The 16,406-nt window shown below is 52.1% G+C and carries 15 protein-coding genes and 1 pseudogene; 15 read left to right on the top strand and 1 reads right to left on the bottom strand.

Going from position 1 to position 16,406, the window contains the following annotated elements; genetic code table 11:
• Positions 1-119: 119 nt before the first annotated feature.
• From JNE38_RS17065 to JNE38_RS17050, 4 genes are all read left to right on the top strand, one after another.
• Positions 120-2,093: a DNA gyrase/topoisomerase IV subunit B gene (locus JNE38_RS17065; protein ID WP_203254856.1), complete on the top strand. Its 1,974-nt coding sequence runs from the start codon at positions 120-122 to the stop codon at positions 2,091-2,093.
• Positions 2,094-2,095: 2 nt separating this feature from the next.
• A complete protein-coding gene (gene parC / locus JNE38_RS17060; protein ID WP_203254855.1) occupies positions 2,096-4,639 on the top strand; it encodes a DNA topoisomerase IV subunit A in 2,544 nt (847 codons plus the stop codon).
• Positions 4,640-4,647: 8 nt separating this feature from the next.
• Complete coding sequence (locus tag JNE38_RS17055) at positions 4,648-4,974, top strand: hypothetical protein (protein ID WP_203254854.1); 327 nt, start codon at positions 4,648-4,650, stop codon at positions 4,972-4,974.
• A 134-nt stretch (positions 4,975-5,108) separates the two neighbouring features.
• The gene (locus JNE38_RS17050; RefSeq protein ID WP_203357610.1) at positions 5,109-5,783 is read left to right on the top strand and encodes a metallophosphoesterase family protein; all 675 of its coding nucleotides are present in this window, start codon (positions 5,109-5,111) and stop codon (positions 5,781-5,783) included.
• 22 nt (positions 5,784-5,805) lie between these two features.
• Here JNE38_RS17050 and JNE38_RS17045 read toward each other — a convergent pair whose 3' ends face one another.
• Positions 5,806-6,774: a sugar phosphate isomerase/epimerase family protein gene (locus JNE38_RS17045; RefSeq protein WP_203254853.1), complete on the bottom strand. Its 969-nt coding sequence runs from the start codon at positions 6,772-6,774 to the stop codon at positions 5,806-5,808.
• Between the two features lie 173 nt (positions 6,775-6,947).
• On the opposite strand from JNE38_RS17045, the gene JNE38_RS17040 reads away from it, so the two are divergent.
• From JNE38_RS17040 to JNE38_RS16995, 11 genes and pseudogenes are all read left to right on the top strand, one after another.
• Entirely contained in the window at positions 6,948-7,940 is a 993-nt protein-coding gene (locus tag JNE38_RS17040) for a LacI family DNA-binding transcriptional regulator (protein ID WP_203254852.1), read from the top strand.
• Positions 7,941-8,037: 97 nt separating this feature from the next.
• A complete protein-coding gene (locus tag JNE38_RS17035) occupies positions 8,038-9,048 on the top strand; it encodes a substrate-binding domain-containing protein (protein ID WP_238933354.1) in 1,011 nt (336 codons plus the stop codon).
• Between the two features lie 96 nt (positions 9,049-9,144).
• Positions 9,145-10,650: a sugar ABC transporter ATP-binding protein gene (locus JNE38_RS17030; protein ID WP_203254851.1), complete on the top strand. Its 1,506-nt coding sequence runs from the start codon at positions 9,145-9,147 to the stop codon at positions 10,648-10,650.
• Positions 10,647-11,621: an ABC transporter permease gene (locus tag JNE38_RS17025; RefSeq protein WP_203254850.1), complete on the top strand. Its 975-nt coding sequence runs from the start codon at positions 10,647-10,649 to the stop codon at positions 11,619-11,621. Before JNE38_RS17030 ends, JNE38_RS17025 begins: the two co-directional genes overlap by 4 nt.
• A 23-nt stretch (positions 11,622-11,644) precedes the next feature.
• On the top strand, positions 11,645-12,694 hold the full coding sequence (locus tag JNE38_RS17020) for a Gfo/Idh/MocA family protein (protein ID WP_203254849.1): 1,050 nt from the start codon (positions 11,645-11,647) through the stop codon (positions 12,692-12,694).
• Between the two features lie 42 nt (positions 12,695-12,736).
• Positions 12,737-12,940, top strand: a complete 204-nt coding sequence (locus JNE38_RS17015) for a hypothetical protein (protein ID WP_203254848.1) — start codon at positions 12,737-12,739, stop codon at positions 12,938-12,940.
• Between the two features lie 140 nt (positions 12,941-13,080).
• A complete protein-coding gene (locus JNE38_RS17010) occupies positions 13,081-13,572 on the top strand; it encodes a MarR family transcriptional regulator (protein WP_203254847.1) in 492 nt (163 codons plus the stop codon).
• Positions 13,573-13,723: 151 nt separating this feature from the next.
• Positions 13,724-14,329 (top strand): annotated as a pseudogene (locus tag JNE38_RS30710) (MFS transporter); the annotation flags it as partial.
• 94 nt (positions 14,330-14,423) lie between these two features.
• On the top strand, positions 14,424-14,789 hold the full coding sequence (locus tag JNE38_RS30705) for an MFS transporter (protein WP_238933353.1): 366 nt from the start codon (positions 14,424-14,426) through the stop codon (positions 14,787-14,789).
• 285 nt (positions 14,790-15,074) lie between these two features.
• Positions 15,075-15,560 (top strand): DinB family protein, encoded by a 486-nt coding sequence (locus tag JNE38_RS17000; RefSeq protein WP_203254846.1) that lies wholly within the window; start codon positions 15,075-15,077, stop codon positions 15,558-15,560.
• A 6-nt stretch (positions 15,561-15,566) separates the two neighbouring features.
• Positions 15,567-16,388: an alpha/beta fold hydrolase gene (locus tag JNE38_RS16995; protein WP_203254845.1), complete on the top strand. Its 822-nt coding sequence runs from the start codon at positions 15,567-15,569 to the stop codon at positions 16,386-16,388.
• Positions 16,389-16,406: the final 18 nt, after the last annotated feature.

Genomic DNA, 16,406 nt, shown 5'->3' with positions numbered 1-16,406 from the left:
AAACACAGGGTAATTGGCATGGTTGTGCCATCTTCTCAAGAAGAAATCAGCTTCTTGAAAGAATGCTTCAGGGAGTCGAGGCTTTTTAGGAAGTGCTGAATGTAGAGGGGAGAACGCGATTGAAGGAAACAGACACACTTCATACGTTGACGTACACCGAAGAAGATATTCAGGTCCTCGAGGGCTTGATCGCCGTTCGCAAACGGCCGGGGATGTACATCGGCTCTACGGGTAGTAGAGGTCTCCACCATCTCCTGTGGGAGATAGTGGACAATGCGAAAGATGAAGCGCTGGCAGGCGTGAATGATAGCATCATCGTTACGCTGTACAAGGACGGCAGCGTGAGCGTGGAAGACCACGGGCGTGGGATTCCTACCGGCATGCATAAAACGGGTCGTCCCGTACCGGAAGTGATCTTTACGACGCTTCATGCCGGCGGTAAGTTCGGCGGCGGCGGGTACAAAAAGAGCGGGGGACTTCACGGGGTTGGTTCAAGTGTCGTTGTGGCCTTGTCCAAATGGCTGGAAGTAGAAATTCACCGCGAAGGTAAAATACATAAACAACGTTTTGCCTACGAGGTAGATGCAAAAGGGATCGAGCATGTAGGGAAACCGGTGACGGACCTTCAAATCGTAGGGAATACCAAGCGCACGGGAACAACGGTCCGCTTCTTGCCAGATGAGGCCGTTTTTGGAAACGCTCGCTTTGATTACGAGACCATTCGCGATCGGTTCCGTGAAACTGCGTTCTTGCTGAAAAAGCTGAAGATGGTCTTGATCGATGAACGCGGTCCTGAGAAAAAACGTGAAGAATTTTACTTCGAAGACGGGCTCAAATCGTACGTATCCTATCTGAATGAGGGCAAAAACACCTTGCACCCGATCGTGTACTTCGAAGGGGAAAAGGACAACGTCTACGTAGAGCTCGCTTTCCAATACAACGACGGCTATGCCGAGACTCTCGTTTCCTACGTCAACTCGATTGTGACGAGCGACGGGGGGACGCATGTGACGGGGTTCCGGAATGGTACGACCCGGATCTTCAACGAATTTGCCCGGAAAAAAGGGTACTTGAAAGACAAGGACCCGAATCTGACAGGAAATGATCTGCGCGAAGGCTTCCTCGGCGTCTTGTCGCTGCAAATGGCGGATGTGCAATTTGAATCGCAGACGAAGGACAAGCTGGGGAACGAAGAAGCACGCGCGATCGTGGAGCAGATCGTATCTGAGAAGCTGGGCTTCTTCCTGGAAGAAAACCCGGAAATCGGCAAGCTTTTGATCGACAAGGCATTGCGTTCCGCTGAAATCAGGGAAGAGCTGAGAAAGCAGCGGGAAGCGCTCCGCGGGGACAAAAAAGGCAAAACCGCCAAGAAACGCAAGTCGATTTCGGAGAAGTTCACACCTCCCCAATACAAGGATTCCAAGCGCAATGAATTGTTCCTTGTGGAGGGGGATTCCGCAGGCGGCTCCGCCAAGCAGGCGCGCAACTCCGAGTTTCAGGCGCTGTTCAGCTTGAGGGGAAAACCGCTCAACACGGAAAAGGCGAAGCTCTCGGAAGTATTGGCCAATGAAGAATTCCGCACCATTCTGGAAGTGCTCGAGACCGACATCGGCGAAGAGTTTTCCATCGAGAATTGTGCATTTGATAAAGTCATTATCATGTCCGATGCGGACGTCGATGGTTCACATATTCAGACGCTGCTGTTGACTTTCTTCTTCCGCTACATGCGTCCGATGATTGCGGCGGGACATCTGTATATCGCTCAGCCACCGTTGTATCAGGTGAGAAAAACGAGCAAAAACGGGAAGCAGACGGAAGGTATTTACTGTTGGAGCGATTACGAGCTGGAACAGGCGCTCAAACAAGCTGGCCGAGGAGCAGAGGTCCAGCGTTACAAAGGTCTGGGTGAGATGAACGCGGATCAGCTGTGGGAAACCACGATGAATCCGGAAACACGAAAGCTGATCAAAGTGCAGCTCGAGGACCTTGCTCATTCGGAAAAACTCGTCACCGTCTTGATGGGCGACAAAGTACCTCCCCGTCGCGAGTGGATCGAAAGCCACGTTACCTTTGAGATGGGAGAGGATGAATAAGCATGCTGTCCAATCAAATTATCGAACAAAGCTTTGCTGAAATCATGGGCAAGCGCTTCGGCGATTACGCCAATCTGGTCATCCTCTCCCGTGCCATTCCCGATGCGAGAGATGGCCTCAAGCCCGTACAGCGCCGCATTTTGTACGCGATGTACGAAGAGGGCAACACCAATGACAAGCCGTACCGCAAATCGGCGAAAACAGTCGGTTTCGTAATGGGTACGTACCATCCGCACGGGGACTCTGCCATTTATGAGACCATGGTGCGGATGGCGCAATGGTGGAAAATGCGCCACGTGCTGATCCAAGGGCACGGTAACTTCGGAAGCTTGGACGCGGACCCGCCGGCAGCGATGCGTTATACGGAGTCCCGACTGTCTGCGCTGGCAAACGAAATGACGCGCGATATCGAAAAAGATACCGTTACGTTTATTCCGAACTACGACAACTCGGCGCAGCAGCCTGCGGTATTGCCTTCCCGCTTTCCGAATTTGCTGGTGAATGGGGCGTCTGGGATCGCGGTAGGTTTTGCGACGGATATTCCGACCCATAACCTAGGGGAAATCATCGATGCCGCCGTTGCTCAAATGAAAAATCCCTCCATCACTCTCGAAGAGCTGATGGAATACGTAAAAGGCCCTGATTTTCCTACCGGTGCGATCGTTCAAGGGGTATCAGGCATTAAAAAAGCGTTTGAAACGGGACGAGGTCAGTTCATCATCCGTGCCAAAACGCATGTGGAAGAGCCAAAAGGCGGCAAAATCAAAAAAATCGTGATTTCGGAAATTCCTTATGAGGTCGTCAAGTCCAAGCTTGTCGCACAGATCGACGAGCTCGTGATGGAACGAAAGATCGAAGGGGCAATCGCCGTACGCGATGAAACTGGCCGCAAGGAAGCGGAGCTGAAAAAAGTCCGAATCGTCGTCGACATTCGCAAGGAAGCCGATGAGCAGGCGATTCTCAACTACCTGTACAAAAATACAGATCTGCAAATCTATTACAACTACAACATGAACGTGATCCATGAGGGAACGATCAAGCAGATGGGCCTCAAACCTCTGCTGGGTGCGTACATCGATCACCAGAAAGAAGTCGTCACCCGCCGTTCCCAGTTTGACCTCGATAAAAAACAGCATCGGGAGCACATCGTGCAAGGGTTGATCCGCGCGAAGTCCATCCTGCGGGAAATCGTCGATACCATCATGGATTCCGAAGACCGCGCAGATGCCAAGCGCAACATCATGGAGAAGTACGGATTTACCGATTTGCAGGCAGATGCAATTTTGGCCATTCAGCTGGCTTCCTTGACCAGACTGGATATCGTGAAGCTGGAAAAAGAGCTGGCGACCTTGGCAAAGGAAATCGAGGAGCTCCAATCGATCCTCGCTAGCGAGAAAAAGCTGATTCAGGTCATCACTGGCGAGCTGAACGAAATCAAGAAAAAGTATGCGGAGCCGCGCCTGACGGAAATCCAGGGTGAGATCGAGGAAATCAAAATCGATATCGCGATGCAGATCAATGCTGAGGACTGCATCGTGACCCTGACGAATGAAGGGTACATTAAGCGGTCTAGCCCGCGCTCCTTCAAATCGATGGGCGGGACCATCGAAACCTGTGGGGTCAAGGAAGGCGACCGGGTACGTCACTTCGTGGAGACGAATACGTCGCATACCGCGCTGTTCTTCACCCAGGACGGCAAATACTTTGCGACACTGGTCAATTCCTTCCCGGATGACAAGTGGAAGGACATCGGATCAGCCCTCGTCAATGTGATTCCGCTGGAGAAGCAGCAGAAGATCGTCGGATTTACGATCGTCGAGAGCTTCAAGCAGCCTCTATACGTGTATCACGTCAGCCGACTCGGCCTGATCAAAAAGACTGCCTTGTCCGAGTACGAGACCAACCGCTCAGGAGCACTTGTGGCGGCCAAGCTGAAGTCGGAGGACGACGAGTTCATCACGGCTTTTGTGGCAGACGATGAAGGAGGCATTCTCGGAGCGACTCGGGACGGAATGGGCATTCGCTTCCTGCGCAGTGAGGTCAGCCCGACCGGCCGTGCATCGAGTGGGGTAAAAGCCATCGCTCTTGCTGCTGGTGATGAAGCCATCATGATGCTGCCTGTAGAGGAAGACGACTCTCGCGCATTCAGCCTGCTCACGACAGAAGGTGTAGTGAAACGCACCACCATTTCCGACATTCCGCTTCAAGGGCGTGCCGGAAAAGGGGTGCAGCTGATCCGCAAACGGAAGAACAACCCGCACCAGCTGATCTCGATGAGCATTGAGGAGACCATGTATGCATGGACATCCCAGAACGAATGGAGCCTGGTGGAAACAAGTCAGGTGATTGTCAACGAGCAGGGAGGCATCGGCCGTTCCGTGGTGGAAGGCGGCGCCAAAGCTGTCGTATTTGAAACAGTTTTGCCAACCGATGAAACGAGAGAAGACCACGGAAAAGGCCCAGGTGAGGGTTCCACTTCCCCGCAAAAGGCGTCAGGGAACCAAGTCAGTCTGTTTGACGAAGCCTCTGGCGAGGAGAAGGAGTGATTCGGCTAATGTCACGCGCGTTTGAAACCTTTACATCTCCATTGAGCTGGCAGCAGCTGTCATTGCTCCTGGATACGGTCCAATATTTTGAGGATGCACCCAAATGGCTATCCATTCCCAATGAGCAGGGGGCAAGCGTTGCCGTTCCCATGACGGCTGAGACCCTGCGAGCCATGCTAGGCTGTGTGAGGGAAGAGGATGCCTTCACCCGTGTGCCATTTTCTCTGGACTGGGAAGACGGTTCGGAAGATGGCAAGGGAGTGCTCGTTGTATCATTGCCTAATGGCGAGACAGTCCGTCAACTGACGGTCCTCTCGATGTTTTCACAGGTCTGAGCATCAGTATCACAGCCTTGGTTTGAAAGGGAACCAAGGCTGTTTTCTTTATATCAGGAGACGTTCAATGCTGGTAAACCAAGGAACAGGAGCGTAGAATGAAGGAGACAAGCATGAGAAAGAAGGTTCAAATGATGGAACGCATTTTGGTGATCAGTGACATTCACGGCGAGCTCGAAAAATGGGAATCGTTGCTTAGGAAAGTAAATTACAACCACGAAAAAGATCAGCTGATTCTGCTGGGAGACTATGTAGATCGCGGGCCAGCATCCCGAGGAGTGCTGGAAAAAGTGATGGAATTGCACGAAAAAGGCGCCATTGTCTTGATGGGGAATCACGATCACATGATGATCAAATCCTTCGAACAAGATCCCGTATTCATCGAGCGCTGGTTCCGTAACGGTGCGCAGAAAACGTTGATCAGCTATGGTCATGCGGCCGGTGAACAGGAGAGAGGACCAGAGTCATTGGAGCTGACTCCTTTGCTGGAGAAGCATGTATCCTTCTTGCGCGGGCTGGATTGCTACTATGAGACGGAGGATTACATTTTTGTGCACGGCGGTGTTCACCCGACGACTCCATTGCCAGAGACAGATCCGTATACGCTCATGTGGATTCGCAACGAATTTCACAACGGCTACAAAGGCGAAAAAACGGTCGTTTTCGGGCATACGCCTACGGAAAATCTCCATGGCAAGCATGACGTTTACTTTGGCGAGAACAACATCATCGGAATTGACGGCGGGGCTGTTTTTGGCGGCCAGCTGAATTGTTTGGAATTGCCGAGCAAAAAGATATATTCGGTGTAGGAGACTTGAGGACGCCCTTTTGTCATACCCACCACATCTCTGTCAGCGGCTCACGGATCAGTATTTGTTTCAGGTTTTGGACCGCCTTGCTAAAGCCCTCCTCAATCGACATCAGTCCGTCCTCGTGCTCGATGCTGACAACGTAATCATAGCCCACCAGACGCAGGGTACTCATGATATCCGCCCACGTCTTCAAATCGTGCCCATAGCCCACGGTTCGAAATTGCCAGGCACGGTCCAACAGCTTTGAGTACGGCTGCATATCCGTTACACCGTGCATGGAAAGGTTGCTTTTGTCCATGGAAGTGTCCTTCGCATGGAAGTGATGAATGGCACTTTCCCGACCCAAAATTCGAATCGCTTGCACAGGATCGATGCCTTGCCACCACAAATGGCTCGGATCGAGATTGGCTCCAATCGCATCGCCCGCACGTTCCCGTAAACGCAAGAGTGTGCCTGGAGTATGGACGGAAAATCCACCGTGAAGCTCGAGGCCAATTTTGATGTGTCTCGACTTTGCTTCCTGACCGATGGCGGTCCAGTACGGATAGATTTTCTCGTTCCACTGCCAGTCGAGCAGCTCCTGAAAATCGTGGGGCCACGGAGCAACCGGCCAATTGGGATAACGGGCCTGCTCCGAATCCCCTGGACAGCCGGAAAACGTGTTGACGACGGGCACTTCCAGCAGCTCTGCCAGCTTCATTGTATTTTCCAGGAGGGTATGGGCCTCCTGCGCGATTGCCTTTTGCGGATGGAGAGGGTTTCCGTGACAGCTGAGCGCACTGATGCGCAAGCCGCGGGAATGAATCGCATGCAAGAGACGTTTGCGGTCGGGTTCACTCTCCAGCAATTCGTCCAGGGGGCAGTGCGAGCTGCCAGGATATCCCCCCGTTCCGAGCTCGACTGCTTCCAATCCGTGGGCGGCAACGTGATCGAGCATGTCTTCGATTGTTTTCTGGGAAAAGAGGACTGTAAAAACTCCCAAGTGCATGAGGAGCACCTCCGAATCATGAAAATGAAATCGATTACATGAATCATAGTAGAGTAAAAGAATCATAATCGTCAATATCATAAAAATATTCAAAAAACTTATTGACAGTTGGGCGTGTGCTCCGCTACATTATCCTTGTAATCGATTACAATTTGAAGGGATAACCACGACACATGGCAACGATACAAGACGTAGCAAAGGAAGCGGGTGTCTCCGTCGCCACCGTTTCCCGCGTATTAAATCAGCACGCATCTGTCTCTGCAAAAACGAGAGCAAAAGTAGAAGATGTCATTGAACGACTGCAGTACAACCCCAACATGCTTGGACGAAACCTCCGTTGTTCCCAAAGTCGGATGCTGCTCGTCCTCGTTCCCAGTATCTCCAACCCGTTTTACTCCAAGATCGTGCAAGGAATTGAAGACATCGCACGCCGCAATCAATACAACACCCTCCTATGCACGACCGACTCCGATGTAGAGCGAGAAAACGTATATTTGGATCTTTTGCGCAATCGCATGGCAGATGGCGTCATTTCGATGGACCCCGCTGTGGATTTGGCGAACATCCGCCAGCTGGGGGAAGAGTATCCCGTCATTCAGTGCTGCGAATACAGCGAAACGGATCAAACGCCTTATGTTTCCATCGACAACCAGACTGCAGCCTATAAAGCTGTCAAGCATCTGCTGATGATGGGGCATAAGAAAGTGGCCATCATCAATTCGGATGAGCGCTTCCTGTACGCGCGGCATCGCAAGGAAGGCTATTTGCTAGCTCTGGAGGAATTTGACATCCCTGTAGATCCACACTACCTCATTCATACGGATTTGCATTTTGAAAGCGGGCATCGAGCCATGAAGTCGTTGCTAGGACTGGAAGACCGCCCGACCGCGGTATTTGCGGTCTCGGACACGCTGGCCATCGGGGCCTTGCGCAGCATCAAGGAAGCAGGGCTGAAGGTCCCGGACGACATGGCGGTCGTTGGATTTGATAACATTCCGTTTGCCAGCATGATGAATCCCAGCCTGACGACCGTCGCGCAGCCCATGTATGAGATCGGCTGTGAGGCGGCGCGGATGCTGATCAAGCGCATTGCAGCGCCGCAAGATCGAGTGGAGAGCATCGTCATGGACTATGAGCTGATCATCCGAGAATCGACGATGGGGTAAGGAAGGTAAGGAGCAGGAGGAATTTTCCCGGGAGACTTTTTGCAATCGCTTGCAGCAAGAGTGACCCGGGTTATTTATGCAAACAAAAAGGGGGAACATGCATGAAACGGTTTCATCTTGGAAAGTGGGCAGCTCTGGCCCTGTCGGCATTTTTGGCACTGGCAGGATGCAGCGGCGGCGGCTCGGCAGGGAATGGTGCTGGATCGTCAGGGGAGGACAGAGTGGAGGAGCAGCCACGCCAGCCCCTACCGAAAAAGTGATCGGGATGTCATTCCCTGCGGCTGATCACGGGTGGCTGGGTGCTGTCATTAAAAATGCGGAGGACGAAGCCAAGGCGGAAGGCCTCAAATACGTGATCACGACCGCTGCTGACCCGAACAAACAGACCAATGATATCGAAGACCTGATCTCGAAAAAGGTCTCAGCCATCGTGATGCTCCCTATCGAGTCAGCAGCGATGACGCCGGTCGCCAAAAAAGTCAAGGAAGCGGGAATCCCGCTGATCGTGGTAGACCGCGAGCTGGAGAGCGATGATTTTACTGCTCTCGTAAAAGGAGACAACACAGGAATCGGCACACATGCAGGGAAGTATCTCGTCGACAAGCTTGGGGGAAAAGGCAAGATCGTGGAAATCATCGGCGTACCGAGCTCCGTGACGACCATGCGAAGCGACGGCTTCCGAGAAGCTATCAAGGATCATCCGGACATGCAGGTCATTGTCAGCCAGTCCGGCGATTTCCAAAAGGAAAAGTCTCTGAATGTAATGCAGAATATTCTGCAATCTCAGCCGCAGATCGATGCTGTCTACACGCATGATGACGAGATGGCGCTGGGTGTGCTCCAGGCAATCAAGGAAGCCAAACGCACGGATATCAAAGTCGTCACCGGAGCAGGCGGACACAAAGATGTCTACAAGCTGATCAAAGATGGAGATCCGCTCATGCAAGCGACTTTCACGTATTCGCCTTTGATGGTAAAGGATGCGGTCAAGCTGGCCGCTGATATCGTGGGCGGCAAGACCCCGGCAGAAAAAGTCACGATGCTGGAGGCCACGCCAATCACAAAAGACAATATCGACAAGTTTTACGATCCGAACGCGAATTATTAATCAGACTCCACAGGGGAAGGGCGGCAGTGGATGATTTTCGGTCCGAGGGTTGCCGCCTTTTCTGCTGGACTTGGAGCTGATTGGCAGGAGGAGCTTATGGCAGAAAACGTGCTGCACATGCGAGGGATTGAAAAAGCATTCAATGGGGTTCCGGTATTAAAAGGGGTCGATTTTTCGCTTCGCAAGGGTGAGATACATGCGTTGCTGGGGGAGAACGGAGCGGGGAAGTCCACCTTGATGAACATTCTGGGAGGAATTCTGCAGCCAGATGCAGGCGAGATTTCGATCGAGAATAAACGGATAACCATGTCGGAGCCCCGCATTTCCCAGCAGGCAGGAATTCGTTTTATCCACCAGGAGCTGAATGTCGTCGCAGATTTGACCGTCTATGAAAATATTTTTCTGGGAGCGGAATGGACCGATCGCTTTGGCTTTTTGCGGGTAGAGGACATGTGCAAACGAACGGAAGAGCTGCTTGGCAAAATGGGAGCCTCATTGCACCCGAAAAGCCTCGTGCGTGATCTGGAGCCTTCCTTCAAGCAGATGGTAGAAATAGCGAGAGCCCTCTTGACTGACGCGAAAATCATCATCATGGATGAGCCGACCACAGCCCTCACCAATTATGAGATCGAGCATCTCATGGTCACCATGCGCACGCTTCGGGAGGGAGGAGTCAGCATCATTTACATTTCCCACAAGCTCAAAGAGGTGCTCAGCGTGTGCGATCGCTACACCGTTCTGCGGGACGGTCAGCTGGCGGGCAGCGGAGAGGTGAAGGATACCAATGAAGAGGAACTGACCCGTCTGATGGTCGGCAAATCCGTGGGACATGAGGCGTATCATTCCTCTCCTACCTCTAGTGAACGCCTTCTGGAGGTGCGTAATCTTTCCAGCGGCAAATGGTTTCGCGACATCCAATTTTCTTTGGCGAAGGGAGAAATATTGGGTTTTACGGGACTGGCAGGAGATGGTCGGACCGAGCTTTTCGAGACCATATTCGGCTGCCGGCCCTATACCGGTGAGATTCTGGTAAAGGGGCAGCCCCACAAGCTGCGGCATCCACGTCAGGCTCTGCAGGCGGGCATCGGGCTGGTTCCCAAAAATCGCAAGGAAAATGCCATCATCAAGGATATGAGTATCAAAGAGAATCTCAGCCTCGCTTCGCTCAAGCATTTTCAATCAAGGGGGCTCATTGATGGCAGTAGAGAAGTCGAGGCATTCGAACGCTACCGCGAGCTTCTTTCCATCAAGGTCTCGGATCCGAATCTGCCCATCATCAGTCTCAGTGGGGGCAATCAGCAAAAAGTCGTGCTGGCCAAATGGCTCGAAGCAGATCCCGATATCCTGATCTTCGACAACCCGACACAGGGGATCGATGTAGGGGCGAAAAGCGAAATCTACCAAATCATTGCCGGGCTGGCCCAGCAAGGAAAGGCGATCATCGTCCTTTCTTCTGAACTGCCCGAGATCATGAAGCTGTGCGATCGGGTCATGGTCATGTATCAGGGAGAGATCACCGGTACACTGAAACGGGAGCAAGTGAACGAAGAGTTGATCATGCTCTTTGCGACAGGCGTGAAAAAGGAGGAACAAGCTGGATGATGAATACTCCCCAGACTGCCAGGCAGTCGACCTCCTGGAAGACGCGCGGACAGTGGGTCTGGTCCGAATATAGCGTGGTTGTAGCTTTTATCGTTATCGTTGTCATCGCATCATTGGTGGACAGCCATTTTGCCAGTGTGGATAACTTTACGAACATCTTGCGGCAGGTGTCGATCATCGGGATTATTTCGCTCGGTATGACGGTCGTGATGCTCTCAGGTGGAATCGATTTATCCGTGGGGGCTGTACTCGCTCTGCTGGGCGCCATTTCCGTCAGCGTCCTCAATGCTACCCAGAGTGTTCTGCTCGCGTTACTGACGGCGCTGCTAGCGGGGGCAGCTGTGGGCAGTATGAATGGGCTCATGGTGACGAAAGGGAAGATTCCTTCGTTCATCGCCACCTTGGGGATGATGGCATCCGCTCGATCCATCGTGCTTTATTTTGCAGAAGGAGGAAGTCTTTCAGGAAAGACTGACAGCTATACGTCCATCTCCAACACGGAGTGGCTTGGACTTGCAGTACCCGTTTACATTTTTCTGCTGATGACGCTGTTGGTCTATGTTCTCATGCACAAGACGCGATTTGGGCGCTATGTGTATGCGATTGGCAGCAACGAAAAGGCTGCTCTTTTGTCCACCATCCGCGTCAGCCGGGTCAAAATGGGAGTCTATATGCTTTGCAGCTCGTTTGTTGCCGTAGCGGCGGTGGTGGAATCTTCGCGGCTCAACTCCATTTCGTCAGCGAGCTCCGGGCTCTCCTACGAGCTGGATGCGATCGCAGCCGTCATCATTGGCGGCACCAGAATGTCTGGCGGGCGCGGGAAAATCATCGGAACGTTCTTTGGTGTCCTGATCCTCGGCGTACTGAACAACATGCTGAACCTCATGAACATCTCTCCCTATTTACAGGGGCTGGTGAAAGGTCTGATTATTATCGCGGCCGTACTACTGCAAAAGAAAGAACAGCAGTAAAGGAGAAGAGGGAGGGAAAGAAAATGACGATCAGAGTGGGAATCATCGGATGCGGATCCATTGCCAACCAGCGGCACGCTCCTGAGTATGCCAACCATCCGCATGTAGAGCTCGCTTTTGTCTATGACCCCAATCCGGAACGTGCTGCACGCCTAGCTGAGCGTTTTGGCGGGAAGGTGGCGAAGAGCTGGGAGGAAATCGTGGATCATCCACATGTCGATGCGATTAGCGACTGCTCTACCAACGAAATGCATCACATTATAACCACGCGTGCCCTGCGAGCGGGCAAACACGTTCTGTGCGAAAAGCCGATCGCGACGACTAGAGAAGGCGCCAAAACCATCATCGATGCGGCTGCGGCGTCGGGGAAGATCTTGATGATCGATCACAATCAACGGCTGGTCGCCGCTCATGAAATGGCAAGGCAGATGCTGCAAGAAGGCGAGATCGGAAAGGTGCTGTCTTTTAAGACAAATTTTGGCCACAAAGGCCCCGAGTACTGGAGCGTCAATGCCACCAATTCCACCTGGTTTTTTAAAAAGAGCCGCTCCGCATTAGGCGTGGCCGGTGATCTGGGAATCCACAAGGTCGACTTGCTCCGCTTTTTGCTGGATGAGGACATCGTGGAAGTGAGTGCGTATGCAGGAGCACTCGACAAAAAGGACGAGCAGGGGAAACCGATCGAAGTATTCGACAACATGGTTTGTATTCTTCGCACGGAATCGGGTGCGATCGGGACCGCTTCCTTTAGCTGGACCTACTACGGGGATGAGGACAACAGCACGGTGCTGTACGGTGATAAAGGCATGATGAAAATATTTGCAAGTCCGGACGCGGATATCGAGGTGGTGAAAACGACGGGAGAGCGAAAGCAGAGCAAGGTCGGTGCGATCCAAACCAACGACAATCAGACGACTAGCGGCGTCATCGATGCATTTATCCAGGCGATCCAGCAGAACAGTCGTCCCGTCATAACCGGTGAAGATGGCATGCGTGCGTTGGAAATCATTCAGGCCGCAGTCGAATCGGCTGAGAGTGGCAAATCAGTATCCACATTGCCTGGGGAGGGATAATGAGGAAGCAGAACGGTCACACTATGGCGGGAGGTGACCACTGTGGAACGAAACATGAGTGTAAACGGCAGGGAATTCAATTTTGCCACCACGTACGATGGAGACTCGCAATACAATGTTCAGGTGCGCAGCGGCAACAAAGTGGTTACGATGTTCAAAATTGCAGCCGATTCCGAGAGTGATGTTTTTGACGCAGCTCTCGCTCATTTTTCCGCCGATGTGGAAATGGGCAACATCCAATTGTGAAGAAACAAGAGACGCAGCCTCTTTTCTGGGGCTGCGGTTTCTTTTTGCCTTTTTCAGAGCTGTTCTGGATTGCAATTGGCAGTTTTCCGTGGTACAGTTACAATGTTTCCGAGGACACAAAAAAGGGGCTGTACAAGATCGTGGATCTAAAGCAAAAAATCTGGAATCAGTGGGTCTTGATGCTCCACAAGCAAGAGGATCGTGCCAAACGCCGCGAAAGCTTGCTGTTGGAGCAAATTCGCAAGAGCATGCCTGACTATGAAGAGCTAGGCGGACTATCCATCACAGAATTGCACGTGATTCAATCCATCGGCTCGCAGGAACAGGTAAATGTGACAGCCATCGCTCAGCGTATTGGCGTGACGAAGAGCGCTATCTCGAAAATTACGGGGAAGCTGATGAAAAAGGCGCTGATCGAACGCTACCAGCTGGAAGATAACCAGAAGGAAGTGTTTTTTCGGCTGACGACCGCAGGAGAGTCTGTTTTTCACTTTCATGAGATGTTTCATTCCCGGCTGGAGCGCCACATGCTGGCATTTTTATCGCAATACAGCGATGAGGAGCTCAAGTTTTTGCAACGAGTCATGCGCGATGCCACGTTGGAAATGGACAAAAACTGGTCAGGGCAATAAATGTACGATGATCTCCATTCCCTTTTTACAAGCACATTGTTTCCTTGGAAACAATAATGTCAGTTAGGGTGAATGAGGCCATGAATGCCAAAAAATTCTCTATTTGCTCGGGGTTTCGATCTTGCTCGGAACCTTTGCGCAAAATCTGTTTATGCCCATTCTGCCTACCATGCAGAATGAATTTCATACGACCCAGGCGATCATCAACTGGACGGTATCTATCTTTACTGTCACCTTAGCCATCATGCAAGTCGTCTATGGCCCGATGATTGACCGGTTCGGCCGACGGAAGGTCCTCATTCCAGCCCTCCTGCTGTATGCGCTGGCTTCGTTAGGCTGCTACCTGGTGGACTCCATCTACTCGCTCTTATTATTTCGTGCCTTGCAAGGCATCGGTTTTGCGGCCATTCCCATTGTTGCGGCGACCGTCATCGGCGATGTGTTTGAGGGGCCGAAGCGAGCGGAAGCGATGGGAACGTATCAAATGATGCTGGGGATCGGTCCTGCAATCGGCCCTCTTCTTGGAGGATGGATTGGTGGGACAGGTGGCCACAGTGCCGTTTTTCTGTTTTTGCTGGTCAGTGCCTTATGTATTTTAGGGGCGAACGCCTTTTTGCTGCCAGAGACGAGAGGACAGCAAACAGGTTCGAAAAAGTTTGGCCTTGAGTCGTTCCGGGATGTACTCATCCAGCCAATGGGTACCTCCGTCATTCTGAGCGGTTTTACTCAAATGTTTGCCTATCACGCCTTTCTTTTGTATATTCCCGTCCACCTGACACAGGAATACCACATGCCGGCAGAGCAAATTGGACTGGTCTGCGCAAAAACGTTTGGGAACTCGCCGAGCGCTGGTGATCACGGCTTGCGCTCATTCGCTCGCGACCCTTTTGTTCATGGTCACAACAAGTGTTTCCCTTCCCCTGATGCTGGTGGCGAATGCCATTTTCGGCTTCACTCTCGGAATCGGCATGCCTGTTCATACGACGCTGTTATCGGAAGTGTTTGAAAAAGAACGTGGTACCGCAATCGGCGTATACAATTTCATCCGATACCTAGGGATGGCGGCAGGTCCAGTTGGGGGAGCCGCATTGTTAGGCCTTGGCGGTTCCTGGCTGGAGTTCGGTTTTGCAGGTATCGTGGTAGGGTGTTCCGCTCTTTTTGCTCGGACGCAAATCAGCAAGCGGCAGAAGTCGGTCAGCGATAAAGAGATAGCATAGTTTTAGACTGATTCATAAAAAGCACCACTAACGAGGCATCTCATTTGAGGGCTCAAAGCCTTCATCCGGGAAATGGAAAGAGAACATGCATCTTCAGAAATAGGGGTTCTGGTTGCTAGGGTATCGATGTGAAGGTCTAAGCTCCATGGCTCAGTTTCCAGCTGAGACATCATTACTCCAACTAATGATTATAATCGGAATTGCGCGATTGTTGGCTGCTTTTGTTAGGGGTACACTTGGTTTGACGATAAGCAGTCAATCAAGGAAAAACGGAGGAGATCCGTAATGTCGCAAAGCATGATTCGTACAGCTGTTTCTGTCCGCCAACTTGTCCTGCATCAGATTCAATCAATTCCCGAGGATCTATTTGATAAGCAGCCACCACAGTTTGCCAATACGATCAGATGGAATGTCGGACACATTGCAGTCGGTCTGGATTACTTCCTCTCGCTAGGGCTCCCGGTCTCTTCCAGCTCCCCGGATCACTTCGCTGCCTTTTTCCAGAGCGGGACGAAGCCTTCCGATTGGACAGCGACGCCCCCGAGCAAAGAGGAACTGGTTCAATGCTTGTCGGCTCAACTGGCTAATCTGTCTGAACTCCCTCCCGCCTTGCTTGAACACAATCTCGAATCGCCCATCGAAATGGGACCGCTGCGCTTTGAAACCGCAGGAGAGGTATTCAACTTTGCATTCATCCATGAGACCATGCACTTCTCCACCATCACCAGCCTCTTGAAGGTACTACAATATGAGAATGAAAAGGGGAAGTGAATAGCCATGCCTTTCGTTGATGCCAGTGACGGTACACGTCTGTATTATCAGGACTGGGGGACGGGCAAGCCGGTTGTTCTGGTTTCCGCTGCCTTTATGAACTCCGAAATGTGGGAGCTCCAAATGACGTACCTTGCCTCCAGCGGGCTCAGGTGTATTGCCTACGACAGACGCGGACACGGCCGCTCCGATTGGCCGGGGGAGGGCTACGACTACGAAACGCTCGCCAGTGATCTTGCCGCATTGATCGAAAGTCTCAACCTGCAAGACATCACGCTGGTTGGCTACTCGATGGGGAGCGGCGAAGTTGTCCGTTATTTGTCCCGCTACGGCTCGGAACGTGTTGCCCGGATCGCCATCTTGGCCGGAACCGCACCGTTTTTGCGAAAGACCGAGGACAATCCTGACGGGATCGAGCAGAGAGCTTTTGATAGCATGGTCGCGAAACGGACTCAAGATCGCCCAAAATGGTTCGCTGATAACGCCCCGCCCTTTTTCGGTGCAGGTTTGCCGGGTAATTCGGTATCATCAGAGAGGGTGCAGTGGGGCACGCAAATGTGCCTGCAGTGCTCACCCAAAGCTACGATCGATTGCAGTGATTCATTTTTTCACACAGATTTCCGAGCTGAGATGAGTGACATACGCATTCCCACTTTGATCATTCACGGTGATTCGGATCAGTCGGCTCCCATCCACTTGTGCGGGCAAAAATCGGCAAAGCTCGTCCAAGGCAGTAAGTTCATCGTTTACGAGAACGCTGCACATGGATTCTTCATTACCCATGCGGATCGCCTCAATGCCGATCTGTTGGAATTCGTCAACACTTAGACGTACACGCTAGCCAGC

Source organism: Brevibacillus choshinensis (genome assembly GCF_016811915.1).
GTDB lineage: Bacteria > Bacillota > Bacilli > Brevibacillales > Brevibacillaceae > Brevibacillus > Brevibacillus choshinensis_A.
This window is presented reverse-complemented; position numbering and strand designations above follow the sequence as displayed.

What these genes read in the sequence shown, in the direction of transcription:
- parC (WP_203254855.1), top strand. Translation starts at nt 2,096, where the DNA reads ATGCTGTCCAATCAAATTATCGAACAAAGCTTTGCTGAAATCATGGGC.
- JNE38_RS17055 (WP_203254854.1), top strand. Translation starts at nt 4,648, where the DNA reads ATGTCACGCGCGTTTGAAACCTTTACATCTCCATTGAGCTGGCAGCAG.
- JNE38_RS17050 (WP_203357610.1), top strand. Translation starts at nt 5,109, where the DNA reads ATGGAACGCATTTTGGTGATCAGTGACATTCACGGCGAGCTCGAAAAA.
- JNE38_RS17045 (WP_203254853.1), bottom strand. Translation starts at nt 6,774, where the DNA reads ATGCACTTGGGAGTTTTTACAGTCCTCTTTTCCCAGAAAACAATCGAA.
- JNE38_RS17040 (WP_203254852.1), top strand. Translation starts at nt 6,948, where the DNA reads ATGGCAACGATACAAGACGTAGCAAAGGAAGCGGGTGTCTCCGTCGCC.
- JNE38_RS17035 (WP_238933354.1), top strand. Translation starts at nt 8,038, where the DNA reads ATGCATGAAACGGTTTCATCTTGGAAAGTGGGCAGCTCTGGCCCTGTC.
- JNE38_RS17030 (WP_203254851.1), top strand. Translation starts at nt 9,145, where the DNA reads ATGGCAGAAAACGTGCTGCACATGCGAGGGATTGAAAAAGCATTCAAT.
- JNE38_RS17025 (WP_203254850.1), top strand. Translation starts at nt 10,647, where the DNA reads ATGATGAATACTCCCCAGACTGCCAGGCAGTCGACCTCCTGGAAGACG.
- JNE38_RS17020 (WP_203254849.1), top strand. Translation starts at nt 11,645, where the DNA reads ATGACGATCAGAGTGGGAATCATCGGATGCGGATCCATTGCCAACCAG.
- JNE38_RS17000 (WP_203254846.1), top strand. Translation starts at nt 15,075, where the DNA reads ATGTCGCAAAGCATGATTCGTACAGCTGTTTCTGTCCGCCAACTTGTC.
- JNE38_RS16995 (WP_203254845.1), top strand. Translation starts at nt 15,567, where the DNA reads ATGCCTTTCGTTGATGCCAGTGACGGTACACGTCTGTATTATCAGGAC.